At 59.1% G+C, this 17,460-nt stretch carries 14 protein-coding genes; 1 reads left to right on the top strand and 13 read right to left on the bottom strand.

What is annotated here, in order from left to right; all coding sequences use genetic code 11:
- Complete coding sequence (locus tag ACH518_RS05560) at positions 1–4,629, top strand: EAL domain-containing protein (protein WP_445372182.1); 4,629 nt, start codon at positions 1–3, stop codon at positions 4,627–4,629.
- Here the strand turns inward: ACH518_RS05560 and ACH518_RS05555 are convergent.
- The 13 genes from ACH518_RS05555 to ACH518_RS05495 all read right to left on the bottom strand — a co-directional run bounded on the left by ACH518_RS05555 (position 4,618) and on the right by ACH518_RS05495 (position 17,377).
- Positions 4,618–6,099 carry a cobyric acid synthase gene (locus tag ACH518_RS05555; protein ID WP_445372181.1) on the bottom strand — a complete coding sequence of 494 codons (1,482 nt, stop codon included), beginning with the start codon at positions 6,097–6,099 and terminating at the stop codon, positions 4,618–4,620. The genes ACH518_RS05560 and ACH518_RS05555 overlap by 12 nt on opposite strands.
- Complete coding sequence (gene bluB, locus ACH518_RS05550; RefSeq protein ID WP_445372180.1) at positions 6,089–6,745, bottom strand: 5,6-dimethylbenzimidazole synthase; 657 nt, start codon at positions 6,743–6,745, stop codon at positions 6,089–6,091. Before bluB ends, ACH518_RS05555 begins: the two co-directional genes overlap by 11 nt.
- The gene (locus ACH518_RS05545) at positions 6,745–7,464 is read right to left on the bottom strand and encodes an adenosylcobinamide-GDP ribazoletransferase (RefSeq protein WP_445372179.1); all 720 of its coding nucleotides are present in this window, start codon (positions 7,462–7,464) and stop codon (positions 6,745–6,747) included. Before ACH518_RS05545 ends, bluB begins: the two co-directional genes overlap by 1 nt.
- A gap of 2 nt (positions 7,465–7,466) precedes the next feature.
- On the bottom strand, positions 7,467–7,880 hold the full coding sequence (locus tag ACH518_RS05540; protein WP_140914376.1) for a TM2 domain-containing protein: 414 nt from the start codon (positions 7,878–7,880) through the stop codon (positions 7,467–7,469).
- 131 nt (positions 7,881–8,011) lie between these two features.
- Positions 8,012–9,052 (bottom strand): nicotinate-nucleotide--dimethylbenzimidazole phosphoribosyltransferase, encoded by a 1,041-nt coding sequence (cobT, locus tag ACH518_RS05535; RefSeq protein WP_445372178.1) that lies wholly within the window; start codon positions 9,050–9,052, stop codon positions 8,012–8,014.
- Positions 9,053–9,060: 8 nt separating this feature from the next.
- Positions 9,061–9,588, bottom strand: a complete 528-nt coding sequence (cobU, locus tag ACH518_RS05530; protein WP_445372177.1) for a bifunctional adenosylcobinamide kinase/adenosylcobinamide-phosphate guanylyltransferase — start codon at positions 9,586–9,588, stop codon at positions 9,061–9,063.
- Positions 9,581–10,024, bottom strand: coding sequence for a universal stress protein (locus ACH518_RS05525; protein ID WP_445372176.1), 444 nt, complete (start codon positions 10,022–10,024; stop codon positions 9,581–9,583). Before ACH518_RS05525 ends, cobU begins: the two co-directional genes overlap by 8 nt.
- 14 nt (positions 10,025–10,038) lie before the next feature.
- Complete coding sequence (locus ACH518_RS05520) at positions 10,039–10,545, bottom strand: hypothetical protein (protein ID WP_445372175.1); 507 nt, start codon at positions 10,543–10,545, stop codon at positions 10,039–10,041.
- 2 nt (positions 10,546–10,547) lie between these two features.
- The gene (locus ACH518_RS05515) at positions 10,548–12,437 is read right to left on the bottom strand and encodes an ATP-binding cassette domain-containing protein (protein ID WP_445372174.1); all 1,890 of its coding nucleotides are present in this window, start codon (positions 12,435–12,437) and stop codon (positions 10,548–10,550) included.
- Positions 12,438–12,578: 141 nt separating this feature from the next.
- Complete coding sequence (locus ACH518_RS05510; protein ID WP_445372173.1) at positions 12,579–14,444, bottom strand: M48 family metallopeptidase; 1,866 nt, start codon at positions 14,442–14,444, stop codon at positions 12,579–12,581.
- Positions 14,445–14,651: 207 nt separating this feature from the next.
- Positions 14,652–15,494: a hypothetical protein gene (locus tag ACH518_RS05505; protein ID WP_445372172.1), complete on the bottom strand. Its 843-nt coding sequence runs from the start codon at positions 15,492–15,494 to the stop codon at positions 14,652–14,654.
- Between the two features lie 255 nt (positions 15,495–15,749).
- Positions 15,750–16,241 carry a DUF4411 family protein gene (locus tag ACH518_RS05500; RefSeq protein ID WP_445372171.1) on the bottom strand — a complete coding sequence of 164 codons (492 nt, stop codon included), beginning with the start codon at positions 16,239–16,241 and terminating at the stop codon, positions 15,750–15,752.
- Entirely contained in the window at positions 16,238–17,377 is a 1,140-nt protein-coding gene (locus ACH518_RS05495) for an XRE family transcriptional regulator (RefSeq protein WP_445372170.1), read from the bottom strand. Before ACH518_RS05495 ends, ACH518_RS05500 begins: the two co-directional genes overlap by 4 nt.
- Positions 17,378–17,460 lie beyond the last annotated feature (83 nt).

The raw sequence follows: 17,460 nt of genomic DNA, 5'->3' as shown, positions 1-17,460 counted from the left end.
ATGACAAAAAGCTTTATTCGGCTGGCAACGGTTTTAGCCGTGTCGTTCAATGCCGCAGCCCTCGCTGCCGGGCAGGCGCCGGAGCCGGTAACACTGCAGCTTAAGTGGTTTCATCAGTTTCAATTCGCCGGCTATTACGCCGCGCTCGAACAAGGCTACTATGCCGAGGAAGGCTTGCAGGTCGAGATCCGTGAACGCGATCCTGCGCAGGATTTCGTCGAACAAGTCGTTTCCGGCCAAGCCGATTACGGTATCGGCGACTCCGGCTTGGTCGTCCGGTACGCCAACGGCAAACCGATTGTCGCCTTGGCGGCCATCTTCCAGCACGACGCCCTGGCGTTGTTCAGCAAGCAATCTTCCGGCATCCTCAGCCCCTATGAAATGTCCGGCAAAAGAGTCATGTACGATCTGGCCGGCGAAAACAACGCCCAAATCCGCGCGCTGTTGGCCGAGGCCCATCTCGACGAAACCCGGCTTCAAAAAGTAGCCCACAACTTTGCCGACTCGGACTTGATCCGCAATAAAGTCGATGTGATGGCCGGCTACGTCACTGACCTGCCCTTTGGCTTGCGCCAAAAAGGGATCAAATTCAATCTGATCTCACCGCAAAACTACGGCATCGATTTTTACGGCGACATCCTGTTTACCAGTCAGGCCGAACTGGAAAAGCATCCCGGCCGCAGCGAGGCGTTTCGCCGCGCCAGCTTGAAAGGCTGGCAATATGCACTGGAGCATCCGGACGCCGTTATCGAACTAATCCGCAGCAAATACCACAGTAAGCTCAGCCGCGGACAACTCCGGTTCGAAGCCGAGGAAACCCGCAAACGGATTCAGGCCGACACGATTCCGCTCGGCCAAATCGAGGCGGCACGGCTCCAGCGGGTTGCGGAAATATTCTCCAATCTGAAATCAATGCCCAGCTTGAATCCGAAACAGCTGGACGGCTTCATTCTGAGCGGCGGCCGCTTGAACGGCATCTCCTTGACCGAGGCCGAACGCATCTGGCTGAACAAGCATCCGACGATTCGACTCGGCGTCGAGCGGAACTTACCACCCTATGAAACCCTGGACGCCGCAGGCCGCTACACCGGCGCTGTCCCGGATTTTCTGCAATTGATCGAAAAGCGGTTGGGCATCCAGTTCGTCCCGGTGCAGAACAAGACCTGGCAAGAGATAATGGAAATGGTCGAGCGCGGCGAACTCGACGCCGTCGCCGCAGCGCTTAAGACGCCGGAACGCGAACAATATCTATCCTTCACCGAGCCCTATCTGTCGATGCCGGCCGTCGTTATCGGCAACAAATTCCACGGCTTCATTACGTCGCTGCATATGCTGGCCGGACGGCGGATCGCCGTCGAACAGGGCTATTTCGTCCAGGAGTTGCTTAAACGCGACTATCCGAACTTGCAACTGACGGTTGGCGGTTCGGTAAATGACTGCCTGCGACTATTGGACGAGGGCAAAGTTGACGCATACATCGGCGATGCCGCTTCCGCCAGCTTCATCATCAAACAACAAGGCCTGTCCAACCTGCGCATCCTCGGCCAGACCGGCTACGTCGGCGAAAGTCGGCTGGCTGTGACCAAAGCGCACCCGGAATTGTTAAGTTTGCTGGAAAAAGCTTTGGCGGCGATCGAGCCAACCGAACGCGACAAGATCACCAACCGCTGGCTGGGAATCCAGGCCGACACCGGCGCCGACCTGAAAACCTTGGCCAAACCGGCGCTGGCCTTGCTATTGGCTTTGCTGTTCTGCTTTTACTGGGTTTACCGCTTACGCCGCGAGATCCGGGCCCGCAAAACCAGTGAAGCCGATCTGGCGCGCTTGTACACCAACATGTCTCTCGGATTTGCACTGCACCAGGTGATTCGCGATCCCGGCGGCAAAATCGTCGACTACCGTTACCTGGACATTAATCCCGCTTTCGAAAAAATGACCGGCCTTGGCCGCGAAAATTGGATCGGCAAGACCGTCAAACAGGTGTTGCCGCAAACCGAAGCGGCCTGGATCAACAGTTTCGACGGCCTGGACATCAGCGGCGAGCCGAAACACTTCGAAAACCATGTGGCGCAGATCGACCGCTGGTACGCCATCGACAGCTACAAAGCCGGTCACGACCGCTTCGTCGTCCTGGTGCAAGATATTACCGAACGCAAGCAAACCGAACTGGCACTGAAGCAAAGCGAAGAGCGGTTTCGTATCAGCCAGTTCTACGGCGGCGTCGGCATTTGGGAATCGGATTTGCAAACCAACCGCCAGTTCTGGTCCGAGATCGTCACCTCCGAATTGGGGTTTCCGGTCAGAGACATTCATACCTGGGCCGATTTTCTGGCCGTGGTTTACCCGGAAGACCGGCCTTTATTGATTGAAGCGACGCGACGCCATATCGAAACCGGTGCCAAATACGAGGTGGAGTACCGGATTCAAGGTAACGGCGGCGAGCGGCGCTGGATGCGCTCGGTGGGTCAGGCCGAACGCGACGCTTCCGGCAAACCGGTGCGGATGCGCGGTATCGTCCAGGATATCAGCGAACGTAAAAAAGCCGAGGAAAAACTGCGGCTGTCGGCGCGGGTATTTTCCGATGCCCACGAAGGCATCATGATTACCGATGTCGATGCGTTGATCATCGACGTCAACACCGCGTTCAGCGAAATCACCGGCTACAGCCGCGACGAAGCGATCGGCCGGAATCCGCGGTTTCTCAAATCCGGCCGCCAGTCCAACGAGTTTTATGCGCAGATGTGGCAAACCCTGAGCCAAAACGGCCATTGGCGCGGCGAAATCTGGAACCGGCGTAAGAACGGCGACTTGTACGCCGAGCTGCTGACGGTCTCGGCATTGCGCGACGAATCCGGCGCGGTCATCAATTACATTGGCTTGTTTTCCGACATCACCGAAACCAAAAAGCAACAGCAGGAACTGGAAGTACTGGCGCATTTCGATCCGTTAACCCAGTTACCGAACCGCGCGCTGTTTGCCGACCGATTTGCCCAGGCCATCGCCCACAGCAAGCGCGCCGACTCGTTGTTGGCGTTGTGTTACCTGGATCTGGACGGCTTCAAGCAGGTCAACGACCATTTCGGCCACGAAACCGGCGACCAGTTGTTGATCGAGGTAGCCAAACGCATCAAGATGAATCTGCGCGAAGGCGACACGGTCTGCCGCCTGGGCGGCGACGAATTCGCCTTGCTGTTCGAGAACCTGCAATCGATCCAACAATGCGAAGACACCCTGAGCCGGATTCACCAGGCCTTGGCCGAGCCGTTCGAATTGGTGGAACGCCACGTCCGTATCGCCGCCAGCAGCGGCGTGACGGTCTACCCGCTGGATATGGAAGACCCGGACATCCTGCTGCGTCATGCCGATCAGGCCATGTACCAGGCTAAACTCGAAGGCCGCAACCGCTTCAAATTGTACGAACACCTGGCGCAGCCGAGCAGCGCCTACAGCCAGCGCCCTAGCCGACTGGAGCAGGCTTTGGCCGAAGTCGGCCAAGCCTTGGCCCAAAATCAGTTCCGCCTGTATTACCAGCCCAAGGTCAATTTGAAATCGGGCGAGATCGTCGGCATGGAAGCGTTGATTCGCTGGCGCCACCCAGAGCGCGGCCTGTTGCCGCCGGCCGAATTCCTGCCGATCATCGAAAATACGCCGCTGGAAATCGACGTCAGCAACTGGGTGCTGCGTCAGGCCTTCATCCAATTGCAAAGCTGGCGCGAACAAGGCTTGAACCAGCAAATCAGCGTCAATGTCTCGCCGCGGCATCTGCAATGGCCGGATTTCATCAAGAATCTGGAGACGCTGCTGGCCGAATTCCCGCAGCTATCGTCCCGGCAACTGGAACTGGAAGTGCTGGAAAGCAGCGTGTTGGAAGATTTGATTTCGGTCGGCGAAGTCTTGAAGCAGTGCTTCCACGAATTGGGCATACCCTGCGCGCTGGACGATTTCGGCACCGGCTATTCATCGCTGGCCCACCTGCGCCACCTCACCATCAACACCGTCAAAATCGACCAGAGCTTCGTCCGCGACATGATCGACGATCCGGACGACATGGCCATCGTCGAGAGCGTGATCGCACTCGCCAAAGCCTTTAAACGAGAGGCGGTGGCGGAAGGCGTCGAAGACCTCGAACACGGCGTGTTTCTGATCGACTTGGGCTGCAGCGTCGCCCAAGGCTACGGCATTGCCCGGCCGATGCCGGCCAACGCCGTGTTGGGCTGGGTCGCCAATTACCGCCATCCGCCAGCCTGGAGCCGTTGCGCCGGAACCCAGCGCAGCGCCTGGCACAGACAGTTGGAATTGCTGAAATTGCAACAGCAATACTGGTTGCGCCGGCTGGAGCAATGCCTGCACGGCGAAGCTATCGACATCAAACCGCGCTGGCCGGTTGCCACGGCCAAAAAATCGCACCTCGGCCGCTGGCTGGAGCGGCAGAAAAACGAACGCAACGTCGATCGGCAATTACTGGAGCAGCTGGAACGCGCGCAACAGCAGCAACACCGGCTGGCGCAATTGATGTGGCGTAACCGGCAAGAGGGCCGCAACGCGGAAGCTGCCGAGCAGTTTAAACAGCTATTGGAAGTGAATCTGGAGATCGTCCAGTTATTGGAGCATTGCGAACTATCGTTCTGAACCGAACCGGCGGACGCCGGCTTCCAGCTTGGCGAAATCGCAGTGTTCGGCCAGGCAATCGGCCAGACGCTCGATCCCGGCCTCGCGCAGCACATTGAAATCCACGGCCTGGTTGGCGCTGTAGCCGGCCCAGGCCAACAATGCGTCGCAAGCTTCCGGCAGATCGAACAAACCGTGCAGATAGCTGCCGGCGACTTGGCCGTCGGCGGCAACCGCGCCGTCCGGCCCGTCGGCCAGCTCGAATAATGGACTGGACAAGGCCGGGCCGCGACTGATACCGAGATGGATTTCGTAGCCGGCCACCGGTGTATTCTGCCGGTAAAAACGGCCGGCCGTGCGCTTCAGGCATTTCTCGGCTTGCAACTCGGTCGCCATATCCAGCAAGCCCAACCCTTCGGCTTGGCCGGGGGCGCCTTCCAGACCGAGCGGATCGGCGATCGTCTGGCCCAGCATCTGGAAACCGCCGCAAATGCCCAGCAATTTGCCGCCGTAGCGCAAATGCCGACGAATAAAACCATCCCAACCGCGCTCGCGCAATTGCGCCAGATCGCTACGCACCGCTTTGCTGCCCGGCAGTACGACCAGATCGGCGCCGTCGACCTGGTCCGGCCGCTTGGCGAAGCTGACTTTGACGCCGGGATGCAATTGCAGCGGGTCGAAATCGGTATGGTTGCTGAAACTGGGCAGGTGCGGCACGACCACCTGAAAACCGCCGGCGTCGGCTGCAGCATGGCGGGTGGACAGCGCATCCTCCGCTTCCAGGTACAAGTCGTGCAGATAAGGCAACACCGCCAGCACCGGCTTGCCGGTTTTGGTTTCCAGCCAGTCCAGGCCGGGCTGCAGCAAACCGATGTCGCCGCGGAAACGGTTGATAACGAATCCCACCACCCGCCGCCGTTCGCTGTCGGACAGCAATTCCAGCGTACCGACCAGATGGGCGAACACGCCGCCGCGGTCGATATCGGCAATCAAAATCACCGGACAATCCACCGCTTCGGCAAAGCCCATGTTGGCGATATCGCCCGCGCGCAAATTGATTTCGGCCGGACTGCCGGCGCCTTCGACGATGACCATCGCGTATTGTTCGGTCAGGCGCCGCCACGACTCCAGCACGGCTTGCTTCGCTACTTTTTTATAGTCGTGGTACTGCGCCGCAGACTGGTTTTGCAGGACTTTGCCATGGATGATGACTTGGGCCGTGGTATCGGAATTGGGCTTCAGCAATACCGGATTCATATCGCTATGCGGCGGCAAGCCGCAGGCGGCCGCCTGGGCCGCCTGGGCCCGGCCGATTTCGCCGCCGTCTACGGTCACGGCACTGTTCAAGGCCATGTTTTGCGGTTTGAATGGCGCTAGGCTGACGCCCTGGCGCCGGTAGTAACGGCATAAGGCCGTGACCAGCGTGCTTTTGCCGGCATCGGAGGTGGTGCCCTGCACCATCAAGGCCGGAAACGGCGACTTAGGTGTCATCAGGCCAGCTATTTTCGTAAACGAATGCCGACAACGGCTGCGGCGCGGCCCAATTTTCCAATTCCAGCATCGGCTTCGGGTAAAACTCGGCGACGTGGCCCAAACATAAAATCGCTATCGGCCGGCTGCCGGCCGGCATGTTCAACAAATTTGCCAGCGCCTGCGGCTCGAACAACGATACCCAGCCCAAGCCCAAACCTTCGGCGCGGGCTGCCAGCCACAGATTCTGGATCGCACAAGAGGCCGAGGCCAAATCCATTTCCGGCAGGGTGCGGCGACCGAAGATGTGACGTTCGCGCCGGTCCGGCAACGCGACGACCAACAGCTCGCCGCAATCGAGGATGCCTTCCACTTTCAGCTTCATGAATTCGTCGTGGCGTTCGGCTAACGCCTCTGCGGTCGCGCGGCGCTCGGCTTCCACCAACTCATGGATCTGCCGGCGCAGTTCGCGGTCGCTGATCCGCAAAAATCGCCAGGGTTGCATCAAACCGACGCTGCCGGCCTGATGCGCGGCTTGCAGCAAGCGCGTCAGGACTTGCGGATCGACCGGGAGATCCAGGAAATGGCGCATGTCGCGGCGTTCGGCGATAGCGCGGTAGACGCCGTTCAGTTCCGGCTCGGAAAAGCGGTAAGGCGACTGCGTCATCAAAATGCGGCGGCGACAATCACGGCGGTTTCGACCAACTCCACCGCCGCGCCGTAGACGTCGCCGGTGCAGCCGCCCAAGCGGGCGATGGCGGTGCGGCGCAGCCAAAACAGCAGTAGCCCGGCGGCCAATAGCGCCGGCCAACCCGCCAGCGCCAAGCCCAATAGCGCACTGGCCGCGATCGGCCAACGCGCCGCGTCTGCCGGAAACTGTTCCAGCAGTTTGGCAGCCAGGCCGTGAGGATTGACGTAAGCGGTGCTGCACATCAACAGCAAAATCGCCGCCCGACCCAATACCGGCGCCAACACCAGCGCGGCATAGCGTTGTTCGGCCAGCAGTGCCTCGATCGCCGCGAATTTCAGCAGCAACACCAGCAACAAGAGACAAACCGCAATCGGGCCGGAGCTGGGGTCTTTCATAATCCGCAAGCTGCGCTCGCGGTCGCCGTAACCGCCGACCCAGGCATCGGCGCAATCGGCCAAACCGTCCAGATGCAGGCCGCCGGTCAATAACACCCAGGCGGCCAGCACCAGGGCGGCACCGGCCAAGTGCGGGCCGCCGGCCAGCATTGCCGCCAGCAGCGCCAGCAGCAAGCCCAGCAGCAGGCCCACCGCCGGATAATACAGTGCGGATTGGCCCAGCCGCCGCGGCCCGGCCGGACCGGTGTCCGGGACCGGAATGCGAGTCAGAAACTGTAAGGCCAGCCAGAATGCCTGCACGGTTATTTCAGATGCCGGCCCTTGGCGTCTTTATCGATATGGCCGGTAAAAATCAGTACGCCTTCGATAAAGCCCCACATCACGCCGAAACCGCCGGTGCCCAGCGTGACCAGGGTTTGCAACAGACCCAGCATATAAAACCCCAGATAAATCCGGTGCAGACCGATCGCGCCGAAAGCAATACCCAGCAAGGCCGCCAACATCCGGCTCTTTACCGGTTTGACTTCCATCAAGTAGGCGCCGACCGGACTGACTTCGGTGACCTTGCCGTCGTCCTGATCGAAATCGACGTCGTCGCCGGCTTTAGGCGGCTCTTGGGAGGTCCATTGGTCGATATGGAATTCGTAAAACTGGTTTTGGTATTTGATAACGCCGGTTTGGCAGCGTTCGTCGTAACTTTCGATATGTCCTAGCATGGGCTAATCCGCATTGGTTTGAGTTGTTTTTATTATTCTGCCGCGCCGGAGCGACTCGGATATTTGCAGCGCCGGCCATGATACGGGAAAGCGCCATGGCCTGCCATCGTCCGCAACGCTCGCTACCGGCGTCAGCCTGCGGATACTCCGGCTTCGGCAAAGGTCGCCATTTCGTTGTGCAGCCGGCAGGCCATTTGCAGGATAGGTACCGCCAACGCCGCGCCGCTGCCCTCGCCCAGACGCATGTCCATCGTCAGCAGCGGCCGGGCTTGCAACGCCTGCAGCACCCGGCCGTGGCCCATTTCCGCCGAACAATGGCCGAAGAAAAACCAGGCCGTGCAGCCGGGGTTGAGCCGCGCTGCCAGCAAGGCGGCGACGCTGCTGATGAAACCGTCGACCAAAACCGGCAAACCCTGCTGCGCGGCGGCGATGTAAGCGCCGGCCAGTGCGGCGATTTCGAAACCGCCCAAGGTTTGCAGAATGGCAAGCGGCGTATCCAACAGCGGCCGGTGGCGTTGCAGCGCGGCCTCGATCACCGCGGCTTTGCGGCCGATTTGTTCCGGCAGCAAACCGGTCCCGGCGCCGGTAATCTCCACGGCCGGCAGACCCAAACAGGCCGCGGCCAACGCGCTGGCGCTAGTGGTATTGGCGATGCCCATTTCGCCGCCGACGAACAGTTGCGCGCCGTTCGATAGCGCCCGCGCCACGGCACGGCGGCCGGCAGCCAGCGCGAATTCCAGTTGGGCGGCGGTCATCGCCGGGCTATCGATGAAATTGGCAGTGCCGGAACCGGCGCGGTCGGCAATCACGTTCGGCAGCGCCACCGGCTGCAGTAAGCCGGTATCGACCACTTCGAAATCAGCGCCGATATGGCGAGCCAGCACATTGACCGCGGCGCCCCCGGCGGCGAAGTTTTTCACCATTTCCGCGGTAACCGCTTGCGGAAAGGCCGATACGCCCTCGGCGGCGATACCGTGGTCGGCGGCAAAGACGCTGATATGAATGCGGTCTATGCCCGGCGCTGCGCTGCGTTGCATCGCCGCCAGCCGGGCGGCGCAGTCCTCCAACACGCCCAAGGAACCGGGCGGTTTGGTCAGTTGCTGCTGGCGTTGTTGGGCTTGCAGGTAATAGTCGGCCGCGGGCGCGGCAATCGGCTCGAAGATCCAATTCATCGGCGGGATTAAACCTGTTTCAGGATTTGCGGCAAACCGGCGGTGACCAGTACCACTTTATCGCAGAGTTGGGCCAGTTTTTGGTGGAGGAAGCCGGCTTCGTCGACGAAGCGGCGTGTCATCGGATCGGCGGCGACCACGCCCAAGCCGACTTCGTTACTGACCAGAATCACCCGCTGGCCGCCGATACTCAGCGCCTTGCACAAGGCATCGCTAAGGTCGCGGTAACGCTCCGCCTGCAGATTCCCTTGCCGGTCGAACAGCGCATTACACAGCCACAAGGTCAGACAATCCACCAGCAAACATTGGCCACGGCCGGCCGATTCGGTAATGACCCGCGCCAAATCCAGCGGCTCTTCGAGCGTGGTCCACTCGGCCGGCCGCCGCTGCCGATGGTGCTCGATCCGCGCCTGCATTTCGGCGTCGCCGGCTTCGGCGGTCGCCACATAGACTACCGGCAGACCACTGGCCAGCGCCTGTTGTTCGGCATAGCGGCTCTTGCCGGAACGGGCGCCGCCGAGCACCAATTCAATCATCGGCCAGGCGCACCGCCAGCACATCGCATTGGGCATGGTGCAACACGCCGTTGGCGGTAGAGCCCAATAACAAAGCCAGGCCGTGGCGGCCGTGCGAGCCGACCACGATCAAATCGACTTGGTTTTCCGCGGCGACGCGGACGATTTCCAGTTTCGGGCTGCCCATCTCCAACCATTGCCGCTCGGCCGGCACGCCCAATTTTTCGCCCAATTCGGCCAGCCGTTTTTTAGTGGCTTCGATCAGTTCCTGGGTCAAATCGACATCGAACGGAATCATCGGCCCGTAAGCCGGATCGGTAATCGGCAGATTGTCGACCACATGTACCAGGCTGAGTTGGGCCTGATTTTGTTCGGCAAGGCGTTTGGCTTTTTCCGCGACTTGACCGCCGTGTTCGAAAAAATCGGCAGCCAGCAAGATATGTTTGTACAGCGTCATAAATAAGCTCCAGGTTAATCGGCGGTAGGTCCGGCGAATAATAAGGTCATTACTTGCGAGGAAATCAGTATATATAAAAACGCCAACGCCAAGCCGAATAGCAGGGGCCGATCCAGCGCATTGCGGAAGATGTGGCCGTTGACCAGCCAATGCCAGATCATCATGCCCATCACCACGATGAAAGCAACGTCGCCGATCTGGGTTTGCAGGCTGGCCACGGCCGGAATTGCGCATAAGCTGATCAGGGCGTCGGTACCGAGCAAGGCGGTAAAGGTCTGCGGAAACCGGGCGGTTTTGCCGGCGAAATACAGCAGCGGATAACAAAACCCGACCAGTAGCGCCGTTTCCACTGCGATCTGAGCGATGGCTTTGCTCCAGGAGCCGTCCAGCAGCAGAATCAAAAGATTGACGCCGATATAGGGTAAGAAAACCAGCCGGTACAACACCGGAGCGGCCGGTACATCCTGCGGACCTTTGCGCAGGATGGTAATCTCGAAAAACAACACAATCAGTTGGTACATGGTCACTCCGCTTGTTGTAGGTTTTCCTCCGCGGCCAGCCAATCCGTCTCGGCTTGTTCCAGCGCGCTGTCGATCTGGCTTTTGCGGCTTAGCAGTTGTTTTAATTGTTCCTTGTGTTCGTCGGCATAAATCGCCGGATCCGCCAGCATTTCCTCCAGATCCCGTTGTTGCTGGTGAAACTTTTCCACCGCCGCTTCGGCCTTTTTGACCGCATCCAGCAGCGGCCTCAGCCGTTGCCGGCGTTCGGCATCCTGCTTGCGTTGATCTTTGCGCGATACGTTGCCGGTCGAGTCGCTACCGGCGGCCGGTTCGTCTGCAGCCCTCTTCTGTTCCGCCAGCCATTGCTTGTAATCGTCCAGATCGCCGTCGAAAGGTTGCAGCCGGCCGCCGGCCACCAACAACAACTGGTCGGTGACCGAACGCAGCAAGTGCCGATCGTGCGACACCACCACCAACGCACCCTGGTATTCCTGCAAGGCCACGCTCAAGGCGTGGCGCATTTCCAGATCCAGATGGTTGGTGGGCTCATCCAGCAACAACAGATTCGGATTTTGATAGACCAGCATCGCCAGCACCAGCCGGGCCTTTTCACCGCCGGAAAACGGCCCGACCGGATCGTTGACCTTGTCGCCGCGAAAATCGAAGCCGCCCAGAAAATTGCGCAAATCCTTCTCGGTGGCTTGTTTGTCCAGTTGCTGCAAATGCCACAGCGGGCTCTCCTCCAGCCGCAGCAATTCGAGCTGGTGCTGGGCGAAATAGCCGATGTTCAAATCCTGGGCGGTCTGCAGCTTACCAGCCAACGCCGGCATTTGCCCGGATAAAACTTTGATTAAGCTGGATTTGCCGGCGCCGTTAGGGCCGAGCAGGCCGATCCTGTCGCCGGGCGAGATCGACAGGCTGGCGTTTTTGATCACCACCTTGTCGCCGTAACCGATGTCGGCTTCCTCGATCTTCAATAGCGGATTCGGCATCCGTTTCGGCGGCGGGAAGGCGAATCCGAACGGCGAATCGATGTGGGCCTGGGCGATGATTTCCATCCGCTCCAGCGCCTTGATCCGGCTTTGCGCCTGGCGGGCCTTGGTGGCTTTGGCCTTGAAGCGGTCGATGAAGCTCTGGATGTGGGCAATCTCGCGCTGTTGCTTTTCGAAGGCGGATTGCTGCTGCGCCAGTTTCTCGGCCCGCATCCGCTCGAAGTCGGAATAATTGCCGGTATAAATCTCGGCCTTGCCTTGTTCGATATGGACGATGTGGTCGGTGATCGCATCCAGAAAATCGCGGTCGTGCGAAATCAGCAACAGCGTGCCGGGATATTTGACCAGCCAGTCCTGCAAATAAATCACGGCGTCCAGATCCAGGTGGTTGGTGGGTTCGTCCAGCAACAACACGTCGGAGCGGCACATCAGGGCCTGGGCCAGATTCAGTCGCATCCGCCAGCCGCCGGAAAACGAACTGACCGGCCGGGCTTCCTGCTCGCTGGTAAAACCCAGACCGTTCAACAACCGCGAGGCGCGGGCCTGGGCGGTGTAGCCGCCGGCGTGTTCCAGTGCCACATGCAATTCCGCCAGTTTCAAACCGTCGTGCGCCTGCTCCGCCGCAACCAACTCGGCCTGCAGCCGGCGCAAGGCCTGATCGCCGTCCAGCACGTAATCGATCGCCGAACACGGCAATGCCGGAGTTTCCTGGGCGACATGGGCGATTTCCAGATTCGGCGGCAACGAGAACTCGCCTTCGTCGGCATGCAGCTCGCCGCGCAACAATGCGAACAAGCTGGATTTGCCGGCACCGTTGGCGCCGGTCAAGCCGATTTTCTGGCCCTTATGAATGGTGAAAGACGCCCCGCTGAACAGTTGGCGGCTGCCGCGGCGAATCGCGATGTTTTTGAAATTGAGCATGGTGGCGATAAAACGTTCGGCTCGGCGACATGCCGCACCGGGATCGCGATTTTAGCGCGGGATGGGGTTCGGTGGGTGACGGATTTTGTGGCGCCCGTCCGAAGCCGGAGCGGGCGGCGGCGGGATTCCCGTGGCGGCGGCTTAGCGCCGGTAAACTTCGATACCGGCCTTGATCGCCCGTTTGGCAATGGCTGCATAAGCACCGGATTTGCACAGCACGAACAGGTTTTGCGGTAGTTGGAGTTCGGCAATCAGCTGCTGCGTCAGTTTTTTTTCGTTGGCAAAGCGGGTTTTGGCAAACGCCACGACATAGGTTTTGGCCTCGGGATAATGCTGCATCGGTTTTTCCGCCAGCCAAATACGCTTGACGCCGGACAAGTTTTGCCCGGCTGCGCGCAACACGGCCAAGGTGTCGCCGTCGGCATCGGGCATGATCAACACGTCTTTGCGCGTCAGGTTTTGCCGCTCGATAGCCGCGGCATGGTTGACGTCGATTTGCCGCTCCGCCCGGCGTACCCACTGCTCCGCAGCAGCGTCCTCGCCCCGGCTGCGGTAAAAGTATTCCAGCCAGCGACAACCGTCGAGCGCCAATTCCGGCTTGGCCTGCATCGCCACCTGGATTGCGTCGATACCGGCCGCATCGCCGCGTTTCAACAGCAATCGGCCGATCACGAAGTCGGCATTGGCGTCGATATGGGCGGCGCGGTAACGCTGAAACAGCGGCAGCGGATCGATATCGGGCGCGAATTCCTCGGTCAGCGTCGCCAAACGCCATTGCTGGTCGCGGCTCAGGGTTTCGGCCGGCAATGGCGTCAATTCCGCGAGTTGGCTGCGGCCTTGTTGACAATAATTGAAGCGCTCCTGCCACTTATCGCCGTGGCGTTGCAGCCAAAGCCGGTCGAAGTCGGTCAATACGGTGGTCAAGCGTTCGCCCAACCAGGCATGAGCTGCCGACAGCGCCGGCATTTTCGGCAGCGGGGTTCCGGCCTGCAGCGCCTGCAACCGGTCGCTCAGCGCCGGGTGGGTATCGTAGTGGCCGGTCGCCACCGCCATCGCTTCGGCGGATTTGCGCTGCAATTCGTCGGCTGCAAACGGGGCCTGGCTCAGGAAATCGCGCAACGGGCCGAACGGCGCAGCCGGCTGCTCGTTGCAATCGGCCTGCTGGAAAAACGGCGCCCAGAACCTCTCGTTGACCAGACCGCTGACCACGTAGCTGTTGACCAAAGCCTGCGCCGCATCGGCGCGGCTGGTCAGTTGCGCGGCGACGGCGTCGGCGGCGAATTCGTTGCTGCGGGCCAACGCGAACGAATAGGCGGCAAAGGTCGGCGCATACCAATCGAAAAAGCGCCGCATCAAGGATGCGCCGATGTTTTGTTGTTGTTCCAGGCCGTCGACGATGCGTTGCCAACCCAGCCTGACCCGGTAAATCCAGCCGCCGAAACGGCCATGCGCGGCCGACAGATGGCCCAGTTCGTGGGCGATCACGGCTTCGGCCTGGGCCGGAGACAGGCTCATCAACAATTCCAGGCCGAGTATCAATGTGTTTTTCGGAAAGCCGAACACACCCAGCCGCGGAGTTTGTACGATGGCGGCGTTGGCTTCCGGCGTCAGAATCACTTGGTGAATTCGCGGCGCGCGCAGTTGCCGGCTCAGGGTTTTCAGACGGTCGAACAGTTGCGGATACTGCTTGGCGGTCAGGCGGTAACCGTCGGGCGCTTCGAACTTGACCCACAGCGCCCTTAGCAGCACGTAGATCATACCCAGAATCACGAAGATCAATTTCTTCTTCAACAACAGAATCGCAAAGGTGGTGCTGGCCAACGCGGCCCAGCCGATGCCGACGCTGAGCGCCAACAAGGTAAACAGCACGCCGAAGATCACCAGATAACCCAATAGTGCCATCAGGCCGACTTTGGCCCGGTACAGATCGGGCCGTTGCTGCGCTTCCCGCTCCGCGCGGCAGATCAGGGCTTCCAGGTGTTCGCGGCGTTCGGTCGTGGATTTCATCGCAGGCTCCGTGCAGAGAAGGTTGAGTTAGTGGCATCGGCAAAAAAGCCGCCGGCATGGCGGCCCGGATATCATAACCAACCTAACGGAAAGATTGTGCGGTTAATCTTGAAGGAACCGGCGATGGACAGCGGCCGGGAAGCGCTTGCGCCCGATGCCGCCTAGCCCCACCGGCAACCGCCGGCGCGAAACGGATACTCCGACCGTTTAAACCTCGGCCGCACACCGGCTGCACGGCCGGTTGCGACGGAAGCTGCCGGCCCAGGTGGCGGCAATGCCGGTCAAAAATAACGGCAACGCCGCCGGTAAGGGCACCGGTTGGATCGGAATGCCGAACGTGCCTGACTCGGAGGCGGCGATCGTCACACCCTGCGGCAGAATCAGATTCAGCGTCGCGGTGTTATTCAAGGCGCCGGTGATGATGGCGTTCTGATCGACCGCAAATATCGTGAAGCTCAACAAGGCGCCGATATCGGCGTCGACGTTGCCGGTAAAAGTTTTGGTCACCGACAAGGTATCGCTGAAGGCGCCGTCGCTACTATAAAAGCTGGAGTCGAAAGCATCGGCGCCGCTGGTCGGTCCGAAATTGATCGAAGCGAAGCCGTTGGCGCTGCCGCCTAAGATGCTCAAAATGCCGTCCACTTGCAGTTCGAAAGTCACCTCATAAGGCGTAGCCAGGTCGGAGTGCAGAGAAATCACGTCGTCCAATTCGGCACGAGCGCTGAGTACGCCAATTTCGCCGTTGGCTTTAGCGTCTTGCGCGGTATTGTCGATTTGGCCGAACACTTTCAACTCCAGCAGGCCGATATCGGCCGAGGCACTGTAGTAGAACGCGCCGTTCGGATCGCCGGCCTGAACCGCGACGACCGAGCGGTCGAACGGCGTACCGGGCGGGCTGGGTTCGGCATCCGCGGTCACATTTTCGCGAACGAAGTTGCCGTCCAAATCGGTATAACCGGCCGCCCCGATTTGAGAGACGGCGTGGGCGGATAAACTGAAGCAGGCTAGCAAGCCGCCGCAAAGCAGGGAATAAGCGCTAGGGTTTCGCATTGGGAATCCTCCTGAAAATTGCAGGTAAAGGCCAAACGGCAGCGATAGTCTAGCGCGCGGGAATAGCGAATAATATGTTAGCTATTTCACATTTTATGTCCGAATTTGCTGACTTGATCTATGCCTTGAGTGGGCCCGAAATCGATCGGAAATAGACCGAGGGCAAAACCGGTGGGAATGGGATTGGACGCGAAAAATTAGTGAAAAGACTAAGTGCGTTTTGATCCGTTTAGCTCTCTTCTAATTCGCTGAAAATTAACGCTCTAAAACGAACTTGGCATTCAGTTCCCGCAGAAACTGAAACGTGTCCAGGCACTGCACGCCGAATTGGCGGCAAATATTCGGAACTTTAACTTTCTTGGTATTCGGCGCCAACAAAGCTTCATGAGTGACCACTGACGCCCCCAGGGTTTTAGCTTTGGCGATGAGCCAGGGATCAGCTTTCGCTAAGAAGTTATCGCGGTTGCCGGGATTGTAATCGCCGGTTGCGACACTTCGGACAATTTCGGAAAACACCCACTGAGTTTCGGTGTCGTCGTTGTCGATGAAGTGTGCCGGACGGAGCTTGACCCATTCTGCCAAATCGTCGTCACCGTCTCTGAGTTCTTTTCCGATCATCTGCACACTGGCGACCAAGCCCAATTGAAATTGCCGATCCAACCAATCCCAGTAGGCCGGGCAGATATCCATACCGTAATAGAAGTTCTTGGCTTGAATGTAGGTATTGGAATCCAAAAGATATTTCAAACGCCCAACTCCTTGGCAAAGGTAGCGATTTTGTGAGGTTTGATACCGCCCAATAACTGGCTGGCTTCACGGAGTAAAAGTTGACCGCAGAGCGCCTGGCTAACGACGGCACGAGAAAAACGCAGGCTGATTTGAGCTTTTTTGGTGCGGTAGTAACCAGGGCCGCCACTATCTTCGCGATCCCGATAGGCTGCTTGTTGGGCGCTAATGTGGCGCTGGTATTCGTCCAGGGTGATGAAATTCAGTGTCAGCGCGCGTCGAGCCAAGGTCCAGGTGCTGACGTGGAAATGTGCTTCCAGCGTCGCCAAATTGGCCTGCCAGCTTTCCAGGTCGGGTTGCCATAGCATTTCAAATTCAGACGCAGGCACTAAAAATTCTGCGGCGACGGCATTGCAAAGTATTTCTTCTTCACGATGCGCGTGGGTACTGGCATCAGAAATGCCGGACTGGCCGATCCAAATATGGCAGAGTTCGTGGATCAGGGTGAATAGCCGTGCACCTAAGGCATCTGCATGGTTGACGAAAATGATCGGCGCGTAATCATCAGCAATTGCAAAACCTCTAAACTCTTCGACGCGCAACGGTCGCGTGTAGTGGCCCACATCGCTTTGGCGCATTACCAAAACCCCGACAGACTCGATACGGCTGACCAAATCGCGGTAGTAATCTTCCCAACTGCCGCGTTGCGGATGATTGCCGACACCAAGCGCGATGCGCATATCTCGGACGATGGCTCTGACTCCATCTTTGACAGCAAAGCGGCCAACGATAGGATTTGGACCGACAAAATGTTGTTGCAAATAGTCTTTGTACCATTCCTGGCGCTGTTGCATCAGCTTGATCAGGTCGAGCAATTCTGCGCTAAGGTTCCGGCCGATTTGGCCTTCGATCGTTCTCAAATCGGGAATGGGCAAATCGTCGATTGGAGGCTGGACTAGGAACAAATAACCGAACGGGATATGGGCCTTTTCAGCGTAGGTCATGGCCTGCTTGAAGGTCAACGGCCGGTGGCCGGATTCCCACTCTCTGAGTTTATCTTCGCTGACACCGCATTTCCGGGCAAATTCAGACACGGCAATGCCGGAGCGCTCGCGCGCCCAGGTCAGCATGGTCGTGTTGATGTTTGCGACGGTCATAAGTCTATTTTTTCTTCTAAAAGGAGTACTAAAACATAACGCATACCAAGATCAGTAAGGTCTTATTACAGACAACGCGATAA

The organism is Methylomonas sp. HW2-6 (assembly GCF_052474525.1).
The sequence above is the reverse complement of the archived record's forward strand: the minus strand, read 5'-3'. Positions and strand labels throughout refer to the sequence as shown.